Raw genomic sequence first — 15,321 nt, forward strand, 5'->3', positions numbered from 1 at the left:
CCCGCCGGTGACGCCCAGCCACACGCCGACCTCTTGCAAGCCTTCCTGCGCGGTGCCGGCCTCGATCAGTTGCGTCTGGATCGGGCCGATGCCTGCGCCCAGATGGAAAGTATCGGCCGCAGCTACCGGCTGATGGTCGAAGGCCTGATCGACGTGTTGCGTGCCCGCGCCAGCCTCAAGGGCGAATTTCGCATGCAGCAAACCATGATCCGCCCCGCCGAAAACAACCCGTTGAAATTCGCTCCGAATGCCGACGAAGCGTTACTGCTGCTGCTTCGTCACGGCAATCCGGCCTTCATGGCCCCGGACGCTGCCGTGCGTGACAGTTTCGACGATCTGCGCGCGCACCAACTGGCCGTGATGGCGGGTGTGGAAGCGGCGCTCAAGCACTTGCTGCTGCGCTTTGAACCGGCGCAATTGGAGGAACGCATGGGCAAGCCCGGTGGCCTCTCAAGTATTTTCAACGGCTCGCGCCAGGCCCAGTACTGGCAGCAATTCACCGAGCTCTACAGCAATATTTCCCGCGAGGCCCAGGAAGATTTCCAGGACCTGTTCGGCCGCGAATTCAGCCGGGCCTACGAAGCGCACAGTGCACGACAGCGACGCTGAACCGCGTCGCAGTAATGGATAAAACGGATAGCTAAACACGTCATTGAGGACGCAGGATGATTCCCAGGTTTTTACTTGCAGCCGCCACCGCGCTGCTGCTGACGGCGTGTGCCAAAGACGCGACCAAACCCGAAACCGCCGCCGACGCTGAAGCGGACACGGCCGCCGTCGAGCTGCATTTTCACGCGATCGCCGGGCTCAACCCCGGTGCCAGCGGGCAGCCCGCGCCGGTGCGGGTGCGTATTTTCGAGCTGAAAAACGCCGCGACGTTCGCGCGCTCCGACTACTTCGCCCTGGCTGACCGTGCGCAATCCACCCTTGGCCTGGACCTGCTGGACCAGGACGAAGTGGTGATCCAGCCCGGCCAGCAACTGAGCATTCAGCGCGATCTTGACCCGGCCACCCGGCAGATCGGCCTGCTGGTGGGCTACCGCGAGCTGGACCGTGCGCAATGGCGCGCCGTTATCAACGTGCCGCCACGCCAATACAGCGAATATCAGATCAGCCTCGATGTGCGTGCCGTGCGCGCCGACGTCGTGGCTACCCCCTCCAGCCCAGCCCAATAACAAGCAATCGGAGCCCCCATGTCCTGGAACAATCGCGTGGTCTGGTCGGAAGGCATGTTCATCGGAACGCAGCACTTCCAGCAGCATGACCGTTACCTGGAAAACCTGATCGACGCCCGCAGCCGCCCTTTGTCCGCGGGTGCCTGGGGTTTTTCCGAGTTGCTGATCGACCAGGGCCTGCTCGCCCAGGGCAAGCTGGCAATCGTGTCGGCCCGTGGCCTGCTGCCTGACGGTACGCCGTTCAATATCCCCCAGGACGATCTGGCGCCGAGTCCGCTGAACATCGACGACAGCCTGCGCGACGGCCTGGTGTACCTGGCCCTGCCGCTCAAGCGTGCCGGTGCGCGTGACACGGTGGAGGAAGGCGAGGCGTTGGAAGCCGCGCGTTATGTGAGCCAGGTGCGCGAAGTGCGCGACGACAACGCGCCCTTCGAAAACCGCGCGCCGGTGGCCGTGGGTTCCCGCGCCCTGCGTCTGTTGACCGCCCAGGACGGCATCAGCGACTACGCCGCCATCGGGCTGGTGCGCATCAAGGAAAAGCGCGCCGACCGTGCGCTGGTGCTCGACGACAGCTACATCCCGCCGGTATTGGACGTGGCCGCGAGCAAGCCGCTGACGGCCTTTCGCAGCGAACTGCTCGGCCTGCTGCACCAGCGTGGCGAAGCCCTGGCCGGCCGCGTGGTCGCGTCCGGTGCCGGTGGCGCATCGGAAATCGCCGACTTCATGCTGCTGCAATTGGTCAACCGCGCCCAGCCGCTGATCCAGCATGTGAGCCAGTTGAGTCCGTTGCACCCGGAGCGTTTCTTCAGTGAGCTGGTGAGCCTGGCCGGTGAGTTTTCGACATTCTCCACCTCTGGCCGCCGCCCCCAGGAATATCCGCAGTACCAGCACGACGACCTGGCCCTGAGCTTCACGCCGGTCATGGCGGCCCTGCGTGAGGCGCTGTCGATGCTGATCGACAGCAAGGCCACGCCGATTCCGATTGTGGAGAAAGCCTACGGTATCCATGTGGCGATGCTGGCGGACAAGACTTTGCTCGACAGCGCCAGTTTCATCCTCGTGGTACGTGCCGACGTGCCCGGCGAAACCCTGCGCGCGCGTTTCGGCCAGCAGAGCAAAGTCGGCGCGGTGGAGCACATCCGCGACATGGTCAACCTGCAATTGCCGGGCATCGGCCTGCTGCCATTGCCGGTGGCGCCACGCCAATTGCCCTATCACGCGGGCAGCACCTATTACGAGCTGGACCGCGGCAGCGAGCACTGGCAGCAGTTGAGCAATTCCGGTGGTTTCGCCTTCCACATCGCCGGGCAGTTCCCGGGTTTGAACCTGGCCTTCTGGGCGATCCGAGGATAATCCGCGATGCATCCCAATGATGATGACCGCACTCAGTTCATGCCGCGCCCGGGCGGCCGAGCACCCGAACCTGCGCGCGCGGAACCCGCACCTTTATCGATGCCGGCCGCGCCGATGCTCACCGGCAAAAGCCAGGGCCTCAACCCGCTGGAAAGTGCCGCCGGCCCCTTGCTGGCCTTGCTGACGCGGTTGCGCAACACCATCGCGCACCCGGCGCCGGCCAGCCTGCGTGCGCAACTGTTGGCCTATCTGCGCCAATTCGAAGAGCGCGCCGAAGCCGCCGGCGTGGCGCGCAACGAAGTGCTGCTGGCCCGTTACGCGCTGTGCACCGCCCTGGACGAAGCCGTGCTGAGTACGCCCTGGGGCAGCACCAGCGATTGGGGCAAACAGAGCTTGCTGATCACCGTGCACAACGAAGCCTGGGGCGGTGAAAAGGTCTTTCAACTGCTCGACCATTGCCTGCAAAGCCCACGGGAACGCCTGTACCTGCTGGAGCTGCTGTACCTGTGCATGTGCCTGGGGTTTGAGGGCCGCTACCGCGTGATGAACGACGGGCGCAGTCAATTGGAAGCCTTGCGCGAGCGCACTGCCGCCGCGATTCGCAGTGCCCGTGGCGAACACGAGCGTGAGCTGTCGCCGCACTGGCGCGGCGTGACCGTGGCGCGGGATCGCCTGGCGCAATTCATGCCGCCGTGGATCGCCGTGGCGATTGGCCTGGCGCTGCTGCTGGCGCTGCTGTTTGGCCTGCGCATGAAACTGGCCTCGGATGCGGAGCCGGTGTTCAAGAATATCCATGCCCTGGGCGAGATCCCGGTGCAGGCCATCGACCGTCCGGTGGCGCAACCGAAAGTGATCGAGCGGCCGCGCCTGGCCGGCTTCCTGGCGGAAGACATCAAGGCCGGCCGCGTGGCCGTGGAAGACAAGGTGGACCGCTCTGTGGTGACGATTCGTGGCGATGAACTGTTTGCGTCCGCCAGTTCCAGCATCGTCGATGACTATCAGCCGCTGATGCTGCGCATTGCCGACGCCATCCGCAAGGTCAAGGGCCAGGTGCGGGTCACCGGTCACAGCGACAACCGTCCGATTGCGACGTTGCGCTTCCCGTCGAACTGGGCGCTGTCCGAAGCGCGGGCCAAGTCGGTGCTGGAGATTCTGGCGGCCAAGACCGGCCAAGGTGACCGCTTCAGCGCCGAAGGCCGCAGCGACACCGAGCCGTTGGCGACCAACAGTACTGCCGAAGGCCGTGCCCGCAATCGTCGGGTTGAAATCACCGTATTGGCGGAGGGCGTCGAGTGAAGGCGTTTTTCAGTTTCATGATTCGCTGGGTGATCCCCGTACTGGGGTTGATCGCCCTGGGCCTGATCATCTGGTTTGTCGGGCCGTTGCTCGACGTATTGGTGCCCGAGGGACGCCGCTGGGCGCTGATCATCCTGGTGTTCGCGCTGTGGATTGTCTACCGCGTGTTGCGCATCATCCAGGCCCGCCGCCAGGCCGCCGAAGTGATGCGCAGCCTGGCCGCCGAAACCCCGGCCGACCCCAACAGCGTGGCCACCGCCGAAGAGCTCTCGACCCTGCGCCAGCGCATGGACGAAGCCCTGACGCTGCTCAAGAAAGCCAAGCTCGGCGGCGACGAACGGCGCAATCTGTATGAGCTGCCGTGGTACGTGATCATCGGCCCGCCGGGTTCGGGCAAGACCACCGCACTGGTCAATTCCGGGCTGCACTTCCCGCTGGCGGCGCAATTGGGCGCCGGTGCGGTGCGCGGCGTCGGCGGCACGCGCAACTGCGACTGGTGGTTTACCGACCAGGCCGTGCTGCTCGACACCGCCGGGCGCTACACCACCCAGGACAGCAACTCCACAGTGGATAAAGCCGCGTGGCTGGGCTTTCTCGACCTGCTGAAAAAACAGCGCTCGCGTCGACCCATCGACGGTGCCTTCATCGCCATCAGCCTGTCGGACTTGCTGCTGGGTACAGACGCCGAGCGCGCCGCCCATGCCGCTGCGATTCGCCTGCGCATCCAGGAGCTGTATACCCAACTGGGCGTGCGCTTCCCGATCTACCTGATGCTGACCAAGCTCGACCTGGTGCCGGGTTTCATGGAGTTCTTCGACAACCTGAGCAAGGAAGAGCGCGCCCAGGTGTGGGGCATGACCTTTGCCCTGGACGACGGCAAGCACAGCGACAGCCCGTTGGCGCACCTGCAAAGCGAATTCGCCGGCCTGGAGCAGCGCCTCAACGAACGCCTGGTCGAACGCCTGCAACAGGAGCGCGACCCGGCGCGCCGCGATCTGATCTACGGTTTCCCGCAGCAGTTCGGCGCCTTGAAGGACTGCCTGCAGAGTTTCCTCGAGGGCGTATTCAAACCCAATGCCTTTGAAGAGCGCGTGCTGCTGCGCGGCGTGTACTTCACCAGCGGCACCCAGGAAGGCAGCCCGATTGACCGCCTGATCGGCACCATGGCCCAGAGCATGAACCTGGATCGCCAGCATCTGGCGCGCCAGAGCGGCACCGGGCGCAGTTACTTCATCGAAAAACTCTTCACCGCCGTGGCCTTTGCCGAACGTGGCCTGGTCGGGGTGAACCCGAAAGTCGAGCGGCGCCGCAAGTGGGTCGCCCGAGGTGTTCTCGCGGCGACGGTGGCCTTGGTGGTGGTGGTCAGCAGCCTGTGGTGGGTGAGTTATCGCGCCAACCAGACGTATATCGCCCAGGTCGATCAGAAGGTCTCACCCCTGGGCCAGACCGTGCAGAACCTGAGCCCGGCGCAGCGTGACGTAGTGGCCGTGCTGCCCTTGCTCAACGCGGTCAAGCACCTGGCCGGGGATTCGCCCAGCTGGTCAGAGGGGCTGGGGCTGTACCAGGGCGACATGCTCGAAGCCGAATCTGCAAGCGTCTATCGCAAGTTGCTGATCGCGGTCTTCGCCCCGCGCCTGGTCACGCGCATCGAAGAGCAACTGCACGGCGGCGGCAACTCGGACTTCCTCTACGAAGGCCTCAAGGCCTACCTGATGCTGGCCGACAACGAGCATTACGACCCGGACTTCATCAAGGCCTGGATCGCCCTCGACTGGGACCGCAACCTGCCACGCGACCTGCCGGCCGATCAGCGCCAGGCCTTGACCGAGCACTTGCAAGCGCTGTTTGACCGTCACCCACCGAATGCGCGTCTTGACCCACGCCTGATCGACGACCTGCGCCGCCAACTGCAACAACTGCCGGTGGCCCAGCGTGTCTACGACCGGGTCAAGCGCCAGAAACTGCCTGAAGGGGTACCGGACTTTCGCCTCAACGAAGCGGCGGGCCGTGATGCCGCACTGGTGTTCAGCCGCAAGAGCGGCAAGCCGTTGGGCGAGCCGTTGAGCGGGTTTTTCACCGCCAAGGGCTATCGCCAGGCCTTCTTGCTGAGCAGCCTGAACCAGACCGGCACCCTGGCTGAAGAGCAATGGGTACTGGGCCAGGCACAGGCCGACCAGCAGAACGTGGTGAGCCTGGCCGCCGATGTGCGCCGCCTGTATTTCCAGGACTATCAGCGCCAGTGGGACGCGTTGCTCGCCGACATCGACTTTGTGCCGATCACCAGCGTGGCCCAGGCGGCCGATGTGCTGCGAGTGATTTCCGGTCCCACCTCGCCATTGAAGAAACTGTTGGTGGCAGTGGCCAGGGAAACCGACCTGCAGGCCGAAGAACGCCAGTTGGCCGCCAAGGGCGTGCCGGTGGAGGGCGGCGTCGACAAGCTCAAGGAGCGTCTGGGCAGCCTGCTGGGCCAGGAGCAGCCGAGCGCCAGCGCGCCCGCAGCGACGGATGATCCGGTCACCGCGCACTTTGCGGAACTCAACAGCATCGTCAGTAAAAACGAAGGCGAACCGGCGGCCATCGACGGCCTGCTGGCGGATATGAATGCGTTGTATGTGCAGGTCAGTGCAATGGTCGGTGCCAGCGGCGATGCGTTGCTTGGCGAAGCGAAGAACCAGGCGGCGGCTGCGGCCACGCGGGTCAGCCTGAACGCCGAGCGCCAGCCGCCGCTGGTGCAGGGCATGGTCAAGTCGGTGGTCAATTCCACCACCAACAGCATGATGGGCGGGGTGCGTAACCAGCTGAACGCGGCCTGGGCCAGCGAAGTGGTCAACGTGTATCGCCAGTCCCTGGCCGGGCGCTACCCGATGTCGCCCGGCAGTGCGCGGGACGCGACCCTGGATGACTTCGGCCAGTTCTTCGGCGTCGGCGGGGTGATGGATAACTACTTCCGCAAGTACCTGCAGCCCTATGTGGACACCTCGGCGCAGACCTGGCGCTGGCAGCCGGGCGCGGCGCAGAAGCTCGGTATAGCGCCGGGTGTGCTGCAAACCTTCCAGCGCGCGGCGACGATCCGTGATGCGTTCTTCAGGTCCGGGGGCACGCAACCTGTGGTGCGCTTCGAACTCAAGCCGGTGTCGATGGACCCGACCATCACCCAATTCCTGCTGGACCTCGACGGCCAGCAACTGAGCTACGACCACGGCCCGAGCCGCCCAGTGGCGATGCAATGGCCGAACCCCGGCAGCATTGGCGTGGTGCGTATTTCCATCATGCCGCCGTCGGCCAGCGGGCGTTCCGGTGTGACGCTGGACGGCCCGTGGGCCTGGTTCCGCCTGCTGGAGCAATCGGACCTCACCCCCGGCAACTCGCCGGACCGTTTCAACCTGCGCCTGCGGGTCGACGGCGCGAGCATCGCTTACGAGTTGCGCGCCAACAGCGCCTTCAACCCGTTCAAGAGCCGCGTGCTCAGCGGCTTCAGCCTGCCGGAGCGGCTATGACGACGCTGGGTTTCTACGGCAAGTTGGCCAGTCGCGGTGACTTTGTCAGCCGCGCCTTGCCCCAGAGTTTTATCGGCCCCTGGGACAGCTGGCTGGCGGCGGGGCTGCTCGCCAGCCAGAACAGCCTGGGCGGTGACTGGCTCAACGCTTACCTGGTCAGCCCGCTGTGGCGCTTTGTATTGGCGCCCGGGGTGTGCGGACCGGATGCGGCGGCAGGTGTGGTGATGCCGAGTATCGACCGGGTCGGGCGGTATTTCCCCTTGGCCGTGGTGGTGTTGCTCGACCACGACACCAACCCCGCGTCTCTGGTCGGCGGGCCGGATGCCTGGTTTGAGCAGGCCGAAGAGCTGTTGCTCAGCACCCTGGACAGTGGCGCTACCTTCGAAAACTTCAACGCCGGCCTCGACGCCCTGGGCGTTCCGGCGAGTGAGCCGCGTGCGGTCGACAGCCGTTTCGCCGGCCTGCAGCGCGTGGCCGCCACCGAGCCCCACGGGCGCATGACCGCGCTGGCCGAACAAGCCTGCGAAGGTGCCAGCCTGTGGTGGGGACGCGGTTCGCAGCGTATTTCTCCCGGTTTATTACGGTGTCAGGGCTTGCCTGCCGCCAGCGATTTTGCGCAGTTTCTGCTCGGACAAGAAGGTGTGGTGTAGATGGGGGCGACTTACAAATCCGCGAGCAAAAGCCATGTGGGCATGGTCCGCCAGGTCAACGAAGATGCGTGCCTGGAGCTGCCGGAGAACCGCCTGTGGGTGGTCGCCGATGGCATGGGCGGGCACGCGGCGGGGGATTACGTCAGCAGCCTGATCGTCGACAGCCTGCGCGCCGTCCCGGTGGGGCGCTCCCTCGACGAATACGCGGCCGCCTTGCGCAACGACCTGATCCGCATCAATGCGGCGGTACGTGAAGAAACCGCCAACCGTGGCGTGACCATGATGGGCAGCACCGTAGTGGTGCTGGCCGCGCGCGGCTTGCGCGGAGTGTGCCTGTGGGCCGGCGACAGTCGCCTGTATCGCCTGCGCGACGGTGAGCTGGAAAGCCTCTCCCGCGACCACAGCTACGTGCAGGACCTGCAAGACAGCGGCCTGCTCAGCGAAGCCGATGCCCGCGTGCACCCACGGGCCAATATCGTCACCCGCGCAGTGGGCGTGGAAGCGCAACTGAACGTGGCGTCGGTGGAGCTGTTGATCGCCCCCGGCGACAGCTACCTGCTGTGCAGCGACGGCCTGACCAAGACCGTCGAGGATCATGAGATCGGCGAAGTGCTCGGCCACGACGCGCCGGATGAAATCGTGCGCAGCCTGGTGCACCTGGGGCTCAATCGCGGCGCGCCGGACAACATCACCACGATCGTTGTGAAGGTCTCGTCATGAAGATCGAGATCCCGGGCTATGTCATCGAAGGCGAGATCGGCGAAGGCGCCATGGCCAACGTCTACCTGGCGACCCAGCGCTCGCTGGAACGCAAGGTGGCGTTGAAGGTGATGGCGGCGGCCCTGGCGGCCGACCCGACGTTCTGCGAACGCTTCCTGCGCGAGGGCAAGACCCTGGCGCGCCTGTCGCACCCGCACACGGTGACCATCCATGACATCGGCAATGTCGGTGAGCTGTATTACATGGCCATGGAATACCTGCCCAACGGTACGCTCAAAGAACGCATCGCCGCCGGGCTGACTCCGGAGCAGGGCGTGACGCTGATCCGCCAGATCGCCTCGGCGCTCGGTTATGCCCATGCCCAGGGGCTGGTGCACCGCGACGTGAAGCCGGCGAACATCCTGTTCCGCGCCGATGGCACGGCGGTGTTGTCGGACTTCGGTATCGCCAAGTCCCTGGACGACCGCACCCAATTCACCCAGGCCGGTTTCGCCGTGGGCACACCGAGCTACATGAGCCCGGAACAGGCACGCGGCCAGGAGATCGACGGGCGCGCCGACCTGTATGCGCTGGGCGTGGTGCTGTACGAGATTCTGGTCGGCGAGCTGCCCTACCGTGGAACCGATGCGCTGTCGACGGCCCTCGCGCACCTGACTGAGCCGTTGCCGGAATTGCCGGTGCACCACGGCCGTTACCAGGAGGTGCTGCGCAAGTTGTTGGCCAAGGACCCGGCGGAGCGTTTCGCCGATGCCGACGCATTAGTGCGGGCCCTGGACAACCTGCCGGCGGACTCGCCGGAGGCCACCTTGGTGCGGCCGCTGCCGATTCCATTGAGTTTTGACCTGGCGGGCATCACGCCTGTCACCGTCGACATACCCACCGACAAACCGCAGCCGCAGCCGATAGTGCGCCAACCGGTCGTGACGCCAACGCAGCACAACGCCCCGTCCGAACAGCGCCGTGGGCCGGTGCTGGCATTGGCCGCCGTGGCGGTTGCAGTGGCACTGGCCATTGGTGGTGCCAGCTATTGGTGGTTGAGCGGCGCCGACGAACCGGTCAAGCCGCCCGCTGCCGTGATGCGTGAAAAGGTGCCTGAAGCGGTGCCGGCAGCGGCCGTCGCGGTGGCCGATGGCGGCCAGCGTCCGCTGCTGATGGCGGGCAAGAAAACCCTGTTCCAGCGCGTGCTCAGCAAGCCCGGCGCCAAGCTTTCCAACGAGGCGGGCAGCGCGCCGGGCAAAGCCTTGCCAGCGTTTTCGGTGCTTTATGTGTACCAGCGCAAGGATATCGACGGCAGCCCTTGGGTACGTATCGGCGCCGCCACCGACGGGCGCAGCGACGGTTGGCTGCCGGCCGCCCAGGTCAGCGACTGGAAACAAAGCCTGGTATTGAAATTCACCGAACGCTCGGGGCGTGCGCCAGTGATGTTCCTGCGCCAGTCCGGCGAGGTGGAAAAACTGCTGGCCGATCCTGCTGCGGCGAAAAGCGCGTTGGCCAGGGCGCAGAACAACCGTGAGGACAACCAGCAAGTCCTGGCCCTGGAACCCACCGCCAGCGCGGTGCCGCAAAACCAGTTCTACCTGTTGCCGATTTTTGATTCCAAAGAGAGCTTCGACGAAAACGGCCAGCCGGTGCAGTTGCTCAATGTCGCCTCCATCGACCCTGGCAGCAGCGCAGTCGCCAAGCCTTCGGCGCCCGCAATCAGCGCCTATGCCGACGCCTTCCGTACCGCCGTGGTGCTGGTGGTCGACACCACCGTGTCGATGCAGCCCTATATCGACCAGGTGCGCGATGTGGTCCACGAACTGCAAACGCGCATCGCCGAGCGCGGCGAGTTGGACAGCGTCAGCTTCGGCCTGGTGGGCTTTCGCAACAGCATCAAGAAAACCCCCGGCCTGGAATACGTGGCCAAAACCCTGATCACCCTCGATCAGGGCCGTGATCCGCAGCGTTTCCTCGACCTGGCGCGGCAGGTCAAGGCCTCGACGGTGTCCAGCCACTCGTTCAACGAAGACGCGTTTGCCGGGGTAATGCAGGCGGTGGACGGCATGGACTGGTCCGGCTACGGCGGGCGCATCATCCTGCTGGTCTCCGATGCCGGCGCGCTGCGCAAGAACGACCCGTTCGCGGCCACCCAGATGAACGAAGCCGAAGTACGCCAGGCGGCGCTGGGCAAGCAGATCAAGATCTACGCGCTGCATCTGCGCACCGATGCCGGCAAGAAAACCCATGCCGGCGCCGAGAGTCAGTATCGCGTGCTGACCGCCGACGCCAACCCGCAGATCGGCGACCTGTACACCCCCGTGCCGGGCGGCGATGTGCGCAAACTGGGCGAGCGCGTCGATGAGATCGGCACGGTGTTCGCCAACCTTGTGCACCAAGTGCGCAGCAACACACCGCAGCCGGTGCCGTTGCTCAGTGCCGCGCCGAGCCTGGCGGACAAATCCGCAGCCGTCGGTTATGCCATGCACATGGATTTCCTCGGCCGCAAGTCCGCCAGCCAGGCGCCGCAACTGGTCAGCGCCTGGACCGCCGACCGCGACCTGACCAACCCGGCGCTGCCGGCGTTCCAGGTGTGCGTGATGCTGACCAAGCTGCAGCTCAACGACCTGCAACAGTCGCTGAAGTTGATCGTGGATGCGGCGCGCAAGACCCAAAGCTCGCCCAAGGACTTCTTCCAGGAAATCGCCAGCGCCTCGGCCTACATGAGCCGTGACCCGCAAGCCCTGCGCAAGGGCGGCAACCTGGCCGACGGCGGCCTGTTGGGCGAGTACCTGGAGGGACTGCCGTACCGCAGCAAATCGCTGAACATGACCCAGGACCTGTGGTTGTCGTTGAGCGTGGCCGAGCAGGAGGATTTCATCGACGAGCTGGATTCGAAAATCCGTCTCTACGAGACCTTCCACAACGACTTGGCCAACTGGGTGCGGTTCGGCGATGCCGAGCCGGGCGATGCGTTGTACCGCGTGCCGTTGTCGACGCTGCCGTGATGCTGAGCCTGAACGCGGTGCACAAGAGCCGGGGCGTCGGCAGCCAGCGCTACAGCCTGATAATTCCGGCGCTGCACCTGCGCGCGGGTGAGCAACTGGCGATTGTCGGGCCCAGCGGCTGCGGCAAGAGCACCTTGCTGGACATGCTGGCGCTGGTGCTGGCGCCGGACCGGATCGGGCAGTTCGAATTCAACCAAGTCGACATTGATGGGTTGTGGCGCGCCGACCGGCAAACCGACCTGGCCCAGTTGCGCAGCCGGCATCTGGGCTATGTGCTGCAAACCGGAGGGCTGCTGGCGTTTCTCGATGTGCGCGGCAATATCGGCTTGCCCCGGCAGTTGCTGGGTTTGAAGGACGACGGCAGCGTGGCGCGCCTGGCCGAGCAATTGCAAATCAGCGATCAACTGCACAAGCGTCCGGCGGCGCTGTCGGTGGGCCAGCGCCAACGCGTGAGCTGCGCCCGCGCCCTGGCCCATTCACCGCAACTGGTGTTGGCCGACGAGCCGACGGCGTCCCTGGACCCGCTCAATGCCGAGCGCGTGATGCAAGCCCTGCTGGCCCAGGCCCGTGAACACCGCGCCGCCTGTGTGATCGCCACCCATGATGAACCCCTGGCCCGCGCCAGTGGCTTGCAGGTGCGCCGCATCGGTTGCCGTCGCGATGCCGACGGCGGTGTCACCGCGACGCTCGGGGAGGCCTGCTGATGCGCATCGGCCTGGTGGCGTCCCTTGCCTGGCAGGACTACCGCAACGACGCGTGGCTGTCGGCCTGCTCGGTGCTGGCGCTGGTGGCAGTCATCGCGCCGTTGCTGGTGTTATTTGGCCTGAAATTTGGACTGGTTGGCAGTTTGACCCAACGCCTGGAGACCGACCCCGCGACCCGTGAAATTATTCCGTTGGGCGGCGGTCGATTCAGCAGCGCTTTCGTCGAGCAGCTAAGCCAGCGCAACGATGTAGCGTTTTCCATAGCGCGTACGCGGCAGATTGCGGCGACCGCGCAAGTGGGTGCCCTGGTTTTGGAAATGCTGCCGACCGCGCCGGGTGACCCGCTGCTGGCCGGCTCGCCGATCCCTGCGGGCCTGGACCAGATCGTGCTCAGCCATACCGCCGCCGAGAAGCTCGCGGCGCGGCCCGGCGACTGGCTGGAGACGCGCTTTGCGCGGCAACTGGCGGGGCGCGTCGAGGCCCAGCGGACGCGGGTGCAGGTGCGCGCGGTATTGCCGCTGGAGGCCTTCGCCCGTGACGGGCTGTTTGCGGACCTGGCGTTGCTGGAGGCGGTGGAAGATTATCGCGATGGCCGCGCCGTGCCGGCGCTGGGATGGGCGGGTGATGCCGTGGCGGTGGGCGAGCAGCGGGTGTACCCGGCGTTTCGCTTGTATGCGCGCGGACTCACCGACGTGGAACCGCTGCGCCTGTATTTCGCCGGGCAGAATCTGCTGGTGTCGACCCAGGCGCAGACCATCGCCCAGGTGCAGTCGTTGAGTCGTAACCTGTCGGTGGTCTTCTGGATCATCTGCGGGTTGGCCTTGGCCGGTGCGTTTGCGGCGATCTTCGCCGGCGCGTTGGCGGCGGTGGCGCGCAAGCGTCGGGAGTTGTCAGTGTTGCGCCTGCTGGGGTTTTCCACCGCCGCGCTGTTGCTGTTCGTGGTGCTGCAGGCGCTGTACAGCGCGAGTGTTGCCGCGGTGCTCAGTGCCGGGCTGTATGGCCTGGCCGAAGCGGGTTTGAATCGATTATTCGTGCAGGTGCCGGGCGAATACGCCAGTCATCTGTTGGCGCGTCACTACGGCCTGGCCCTGGCTGCCGTGCTCGGCGTCAGCGCCGTGGCGGCGGCGTGTGGGGGGTGGCGAGTGGCGCGTATCCAGGCTTCTGAAGGAATCAGAGATGTTTAAGTTACTGGGCGCCTGTGTGGCGCTGAGCCTGGCCTCGCTGGCCTGGGCCGATGAGGCAAGCGACAAGCTCGACAACCCCAAGCCGTTGCCGGACGACGTGAGCCTGCCACTGCCGTGCGAAGGCCAGATGGTGTTCCGCTACGCCTATGTGTTGGCCCAGGGCACCCTGGACGACCGCGAGGTCAGCCTCGGCTATCCCTTTGCCGAAGGCGAGGCGGGCTACCAGCAGTCGTTTATTTCCGGTTACCGGCGCGACTTCATCAACGGCCAGTTCACCCTCAAGGATCTGCCGAAAGACTGGAACAAGGTCATCGCGCCGCTGATGCCGAAGACCGACGCCAAAACCCCGCTCAAGCCGATGCTCTACTTCATCGGCAAGTACGAAGTGACGGCCCGCCAGTACGCCCAGGTAATGTCCCAGGCGCAGTCCCTGGCCAGCGGCGAGCCGGCTCCGGCCTGCGATGCGCCTGAGGGCATGGCCGGGCGTCTGCCCAAAGTGAAATTGTCGCGTTTCGAGGCCGAGCGTTTCTCGGCGGTGTACAGCGCCTGGCTGATGAAATACCACCGCGAGTTGCTGCCGGTGAGCGGCCGTGGCGCCTCGGCCGACGATGGCGGCCTGGGCTTTGTGCGCTTGCCCACCGAAGTGGAGTGGGAGTACGCCGCACGCGGTGGCCAGGCGGTGAGTCGCCAGGATTTGGAAGGGCGCCTGTTTCCACGCCGCGTCGAGGGCAGCGAAAGCGACGGGCCACTGGGCGATTACGCCGTGTTCAACCAGGTCGCCGGTGGCACCGGGCAGGCCGCGCGGCTGATGCCCATCGGCACCAAATTGCCCAACCCGATCGGTATGTTCGACGTGATCGGCAACGCTGCGGAAATGGTCCAGGAATCCTTCCAGCTGGTGCACGCCGGGCGCCGCCAGGGCACCTATGGCGGCTTCGTCGTCAAGGGCGGCAATTACCTGGAGGGCGAAGGCACGTTGTTCACCGGCATGCGCCGCGAATACCCGCTGTTTGCCGCCGACGGCACCGAGCAAAGCAACGAGACCACCGGATTTCGCGTGGCGATTGGCGCGCTGTCGGCGCCGCGTTCGCGCTACAAGGAACTGTTCGCCCAGTGGCAGAAAGAAGGTCGCCTTGCCTCGCTGACCGACGCCATCGACGACGCCCAGGACCCGACCAAGCGTCTGGACAGCATCATTGCCGCCAGCGTCGATCCCAAGCTGCAAGCCGAACTGGGACTGGTCAACGAAGAACTCAAGCGCAACGTGTCGCTGATCGCCCAGCAGCGCGAAGAGGCGGCGGGCAACCTGATCCAGTCCGCTGCCTTGGTGGCCGAGACCATCAGCAACTACAACATCCGCCTGGCCAACCTGCAGAAGAGTCGCCAGCAGGCCGTGGATAACAAGGACACGGCCAGCGCGCAGTTATTCGACATGGCCATTGCCAATGGGCGCAGCGCGCTGGATGGCGCAGTGGCGATTTATATCGACAACCTGGCCACCGGCACGCGCTACACCGATGCGGTGATCCAGGCCCAGTTTCAACGGATCAAGGAAGAGTTGGATCGCAAGCCGGTGCTCGGCAAGAGCCTGGTGACGCGCGCAACACTGTTCGTTCGCCATGTCGGCAACTACCGCAAGCAACAGCGGGCCGACCCGGCAACGATCTTGAAGGAATTGCTCGCAGCAAGCGGTCAGCGGTCTTGATCGTTGGCTGTCCGGCGAGCTTGGAAGGGACTCAGACGGCGGTGGGCCGT

The 15,321-nt window shown here is 65.4% G+C and carries 11 protein-coding genes; all 11 read left to right on the forward strand.

Going from position 1 to position 15,321, the window contains the following annotated elements; all coding sequences use genetic code 11:
• Positions 1-609, forward strand: a 609-nt coding sequence (gene tagH, locus BFP89_RS18875) for a type VI secretion system-associated FHA domain protein TagH (RefSeq protein WP_141689110.1), incomplete at its 5' end; no start/stop codon positions are given.
• Between the two features lie 56 nt (positions 610-665).
• Positions 666-1,175: a type VI secretion system lipoprotein TssJ gene (gene tssJ, locus BFP89_RS18880; RefSeq protein ID WP_065886923.1), complete on the forward strand. Its 510-nt coding sequence runs from the start codon at positions 666-668 to the stop codon at positions 1,173-1,175.
• An 18-nt stretch (positions 1,176-1,193) separates the two neighbouring features.
• A complete protein-coding gene (gene tssK, locus BFP89_RS18885; RefSeq protein ID WP_065886924.1) occupies positions 1,194-2,528 on the forward strand; it encodes a type VI secretion system baseplate subunit TssK in 1,335 nt (444 codons plus the stop codon).
• 6 nt (positions 2,529-2,534) lie between these two features.
• Positions 2,535-3,824, forward strand: a complete 1,290-nt coding sequence (locus tag BFP89_RS18890) for a DotU family type VI secretion system protein (RefSeq protein ID WP_065886925.1) — start codon at positions 2,535-2,537, stop codon at positions 3,822-3,824.
• Positions 3,821-7,321, forward strand: a complete 3,501-nt coding sequence (gene tssM / locus BFP89_RS18895; RefSeq protein WP_065886926.1) for a type VI secretion system membrane subunit TssM — start codon at positions 3,821-3,823, stop codon at positions 7,319-7,321. Before BFP89_RS18890 ends, tssM begins: the two co-directional genes overlap by 4 nt.
• The gene (gene tagF / locus BFP89_RS18900; protein WP_065886927.1) at positions 7,318-7,971 is read left to right on the forward strand and encodes a type VI secretion system-associated protein TagF; all 654 of its coding nucleotides are present in this window, start codon (positions 7,318-7,320) and stop codon (positions 7,969-7,971) included. Before tssM ends, tagF begins: the two co-directional genes overlap by 4 nt.
• Positions 7,972-8,691, forward strand: a complete 720-nt coding sequence (locus BFP89_RS18905; RefSeq protein WP_065886928.1) for a PP2C family protein-serine/threonine phosphatase — start codon at positions 7,972-7,974, stop codon at positions 8,689-8,691.
• Positions 8,688-11,678: a serine/threonine-protein kinase gene (locus tag BFP89_RS18910; RefSeq protein WP_065886929.1), complete on the forward strand. Its 2,991-nt coding sequence runs from the start codon at positions 8,688-8,690 to the stop codon at positions 11,676-11,678. The genes BFP89_RS18905 and BFP89_RS18910 overlap by 4 nt, the downstream gene beginning before the upstream one ends.
• Positions 11,678-12,382, forward strand: a complete 705-nt coding sequence (locus tag BFP89_RS18915) for an ABC transporter ATP-binding protein (RefSeq protein WP_065886930.1) — start codon at positions 11,678-11,680, stop codon at positions 12,380-12,382. Before BFP89_RS18910 ends, BFP89_RS18915 begins: the two co-directional genes overlap by 1 nt.
• A complete protein-coding gene (locus tag BFP89_RS18920; RefSeq protein ID WP_065886931.1) occupies positions 12,382-13,566 on the forward strand; it encodes an ABC transporter permease in 1,185 nt (394 codons plus the stop codon). The genes BFP89_RS18915 and BFP89_RS18920 overlap by 1 nt, the downstream gene beginning before the upstream one ends.
• Positions 13,559-15,271, forward strand: coding sequence for a formylglycine-generating enzyme family protein (locus BFP89_RS18925; RefSeq protein WP_065886932.1), 1,713 nt, complete (start codon positions 13,559-13,561; stop codon positions 15,269-15,271). Before BFP89_RS18920 ends, BFP89_RS18925 begins: the two co-directional genes overlap by 8 nt.
• The last annotated feature ends 50 nt before the right edge of the window (positions 15,272-15,321 follow it).

The organism is Pseudomonas sp. 31 R 17, from assembly GCF_900004915.1.
GTDB classification, from domain to species: Bacteria; Pseudomonadota; Gammaproteobacteria; order Pseudomonadales; family Pseudomonadaceae; genus Aquipseudomonas; species Aquipseudomonas orientalis_A.

What these genes read in the sequence shown, in the direction of transcription:
- BFP89_RS18890 (WP_065886925.1), top strand. Translation starts at nt 2,535, where the DNA reads ATGCATCCCAATGATGATGACCGCACTCAGTTCATGCCGCGCCCGGGC.
- BFP89_RS18905 (WP_065886928.1), top strand. Translation starts at nt 7,972, where the DNA reads ATGGGGGCGACTTACAAATCCGCGAGCAAAAGCCATGTGGGCATGGTC.
- BFP89_RS18910 (WP_065886929.1), top strand. Translation starts at nt 8,688, where the DNA reads ATGAAGATCGAGATCCCGGGCTATGTCATCGAAGGCGAGATCGGCGAA.
- tssK (WP_065886924.1), top strand. Translation starts at nt 1,194, where the DNA reads ATGTCCTGGAACAATCGCGTGGTCTGGTCGGAAGGCATGTTCATCGGA.
- BFP89_RS18925 (WP_065886932.1), top strand. Translation starts at nt 13,559, where the DNA reads ATGTTTAAGTTACTGGGCGCCTGTGTGGCGCTGAGCCTGGCCTCGCTG.
- BFP89_RS18915 (WP_065886930.1), top strand. Translation starts at nt 11,678, where the DNA reads ATGCTGAGCCTGAACGCGGTGCACAAGAGCCGGGGCGTCGGCAGCCAG.
- tagF (WP_065886927.1), top strand. Translation starts at nt 7,318, where the DNA reads ATGACGACGCTGGGTTTCTACGGCAAGTTGGCCAGTCGCGGTGACTTT.
- tssJ (WP_065886923.1), top strand. Translation starts at nt 666, where the DNA reads ATGATTCCCAGGTTTTTACTTGCAGCCGCCACCGCGCTGCTGCTGACG.
- BFP89_RS18920 (WP_065886931.1), top strand. Translation starts at nt 12,382, where the DNA reads ATGCGCATCGGCCTGGTGGCGTCCCTTGCCTGGCAGGACTACCGCAAC.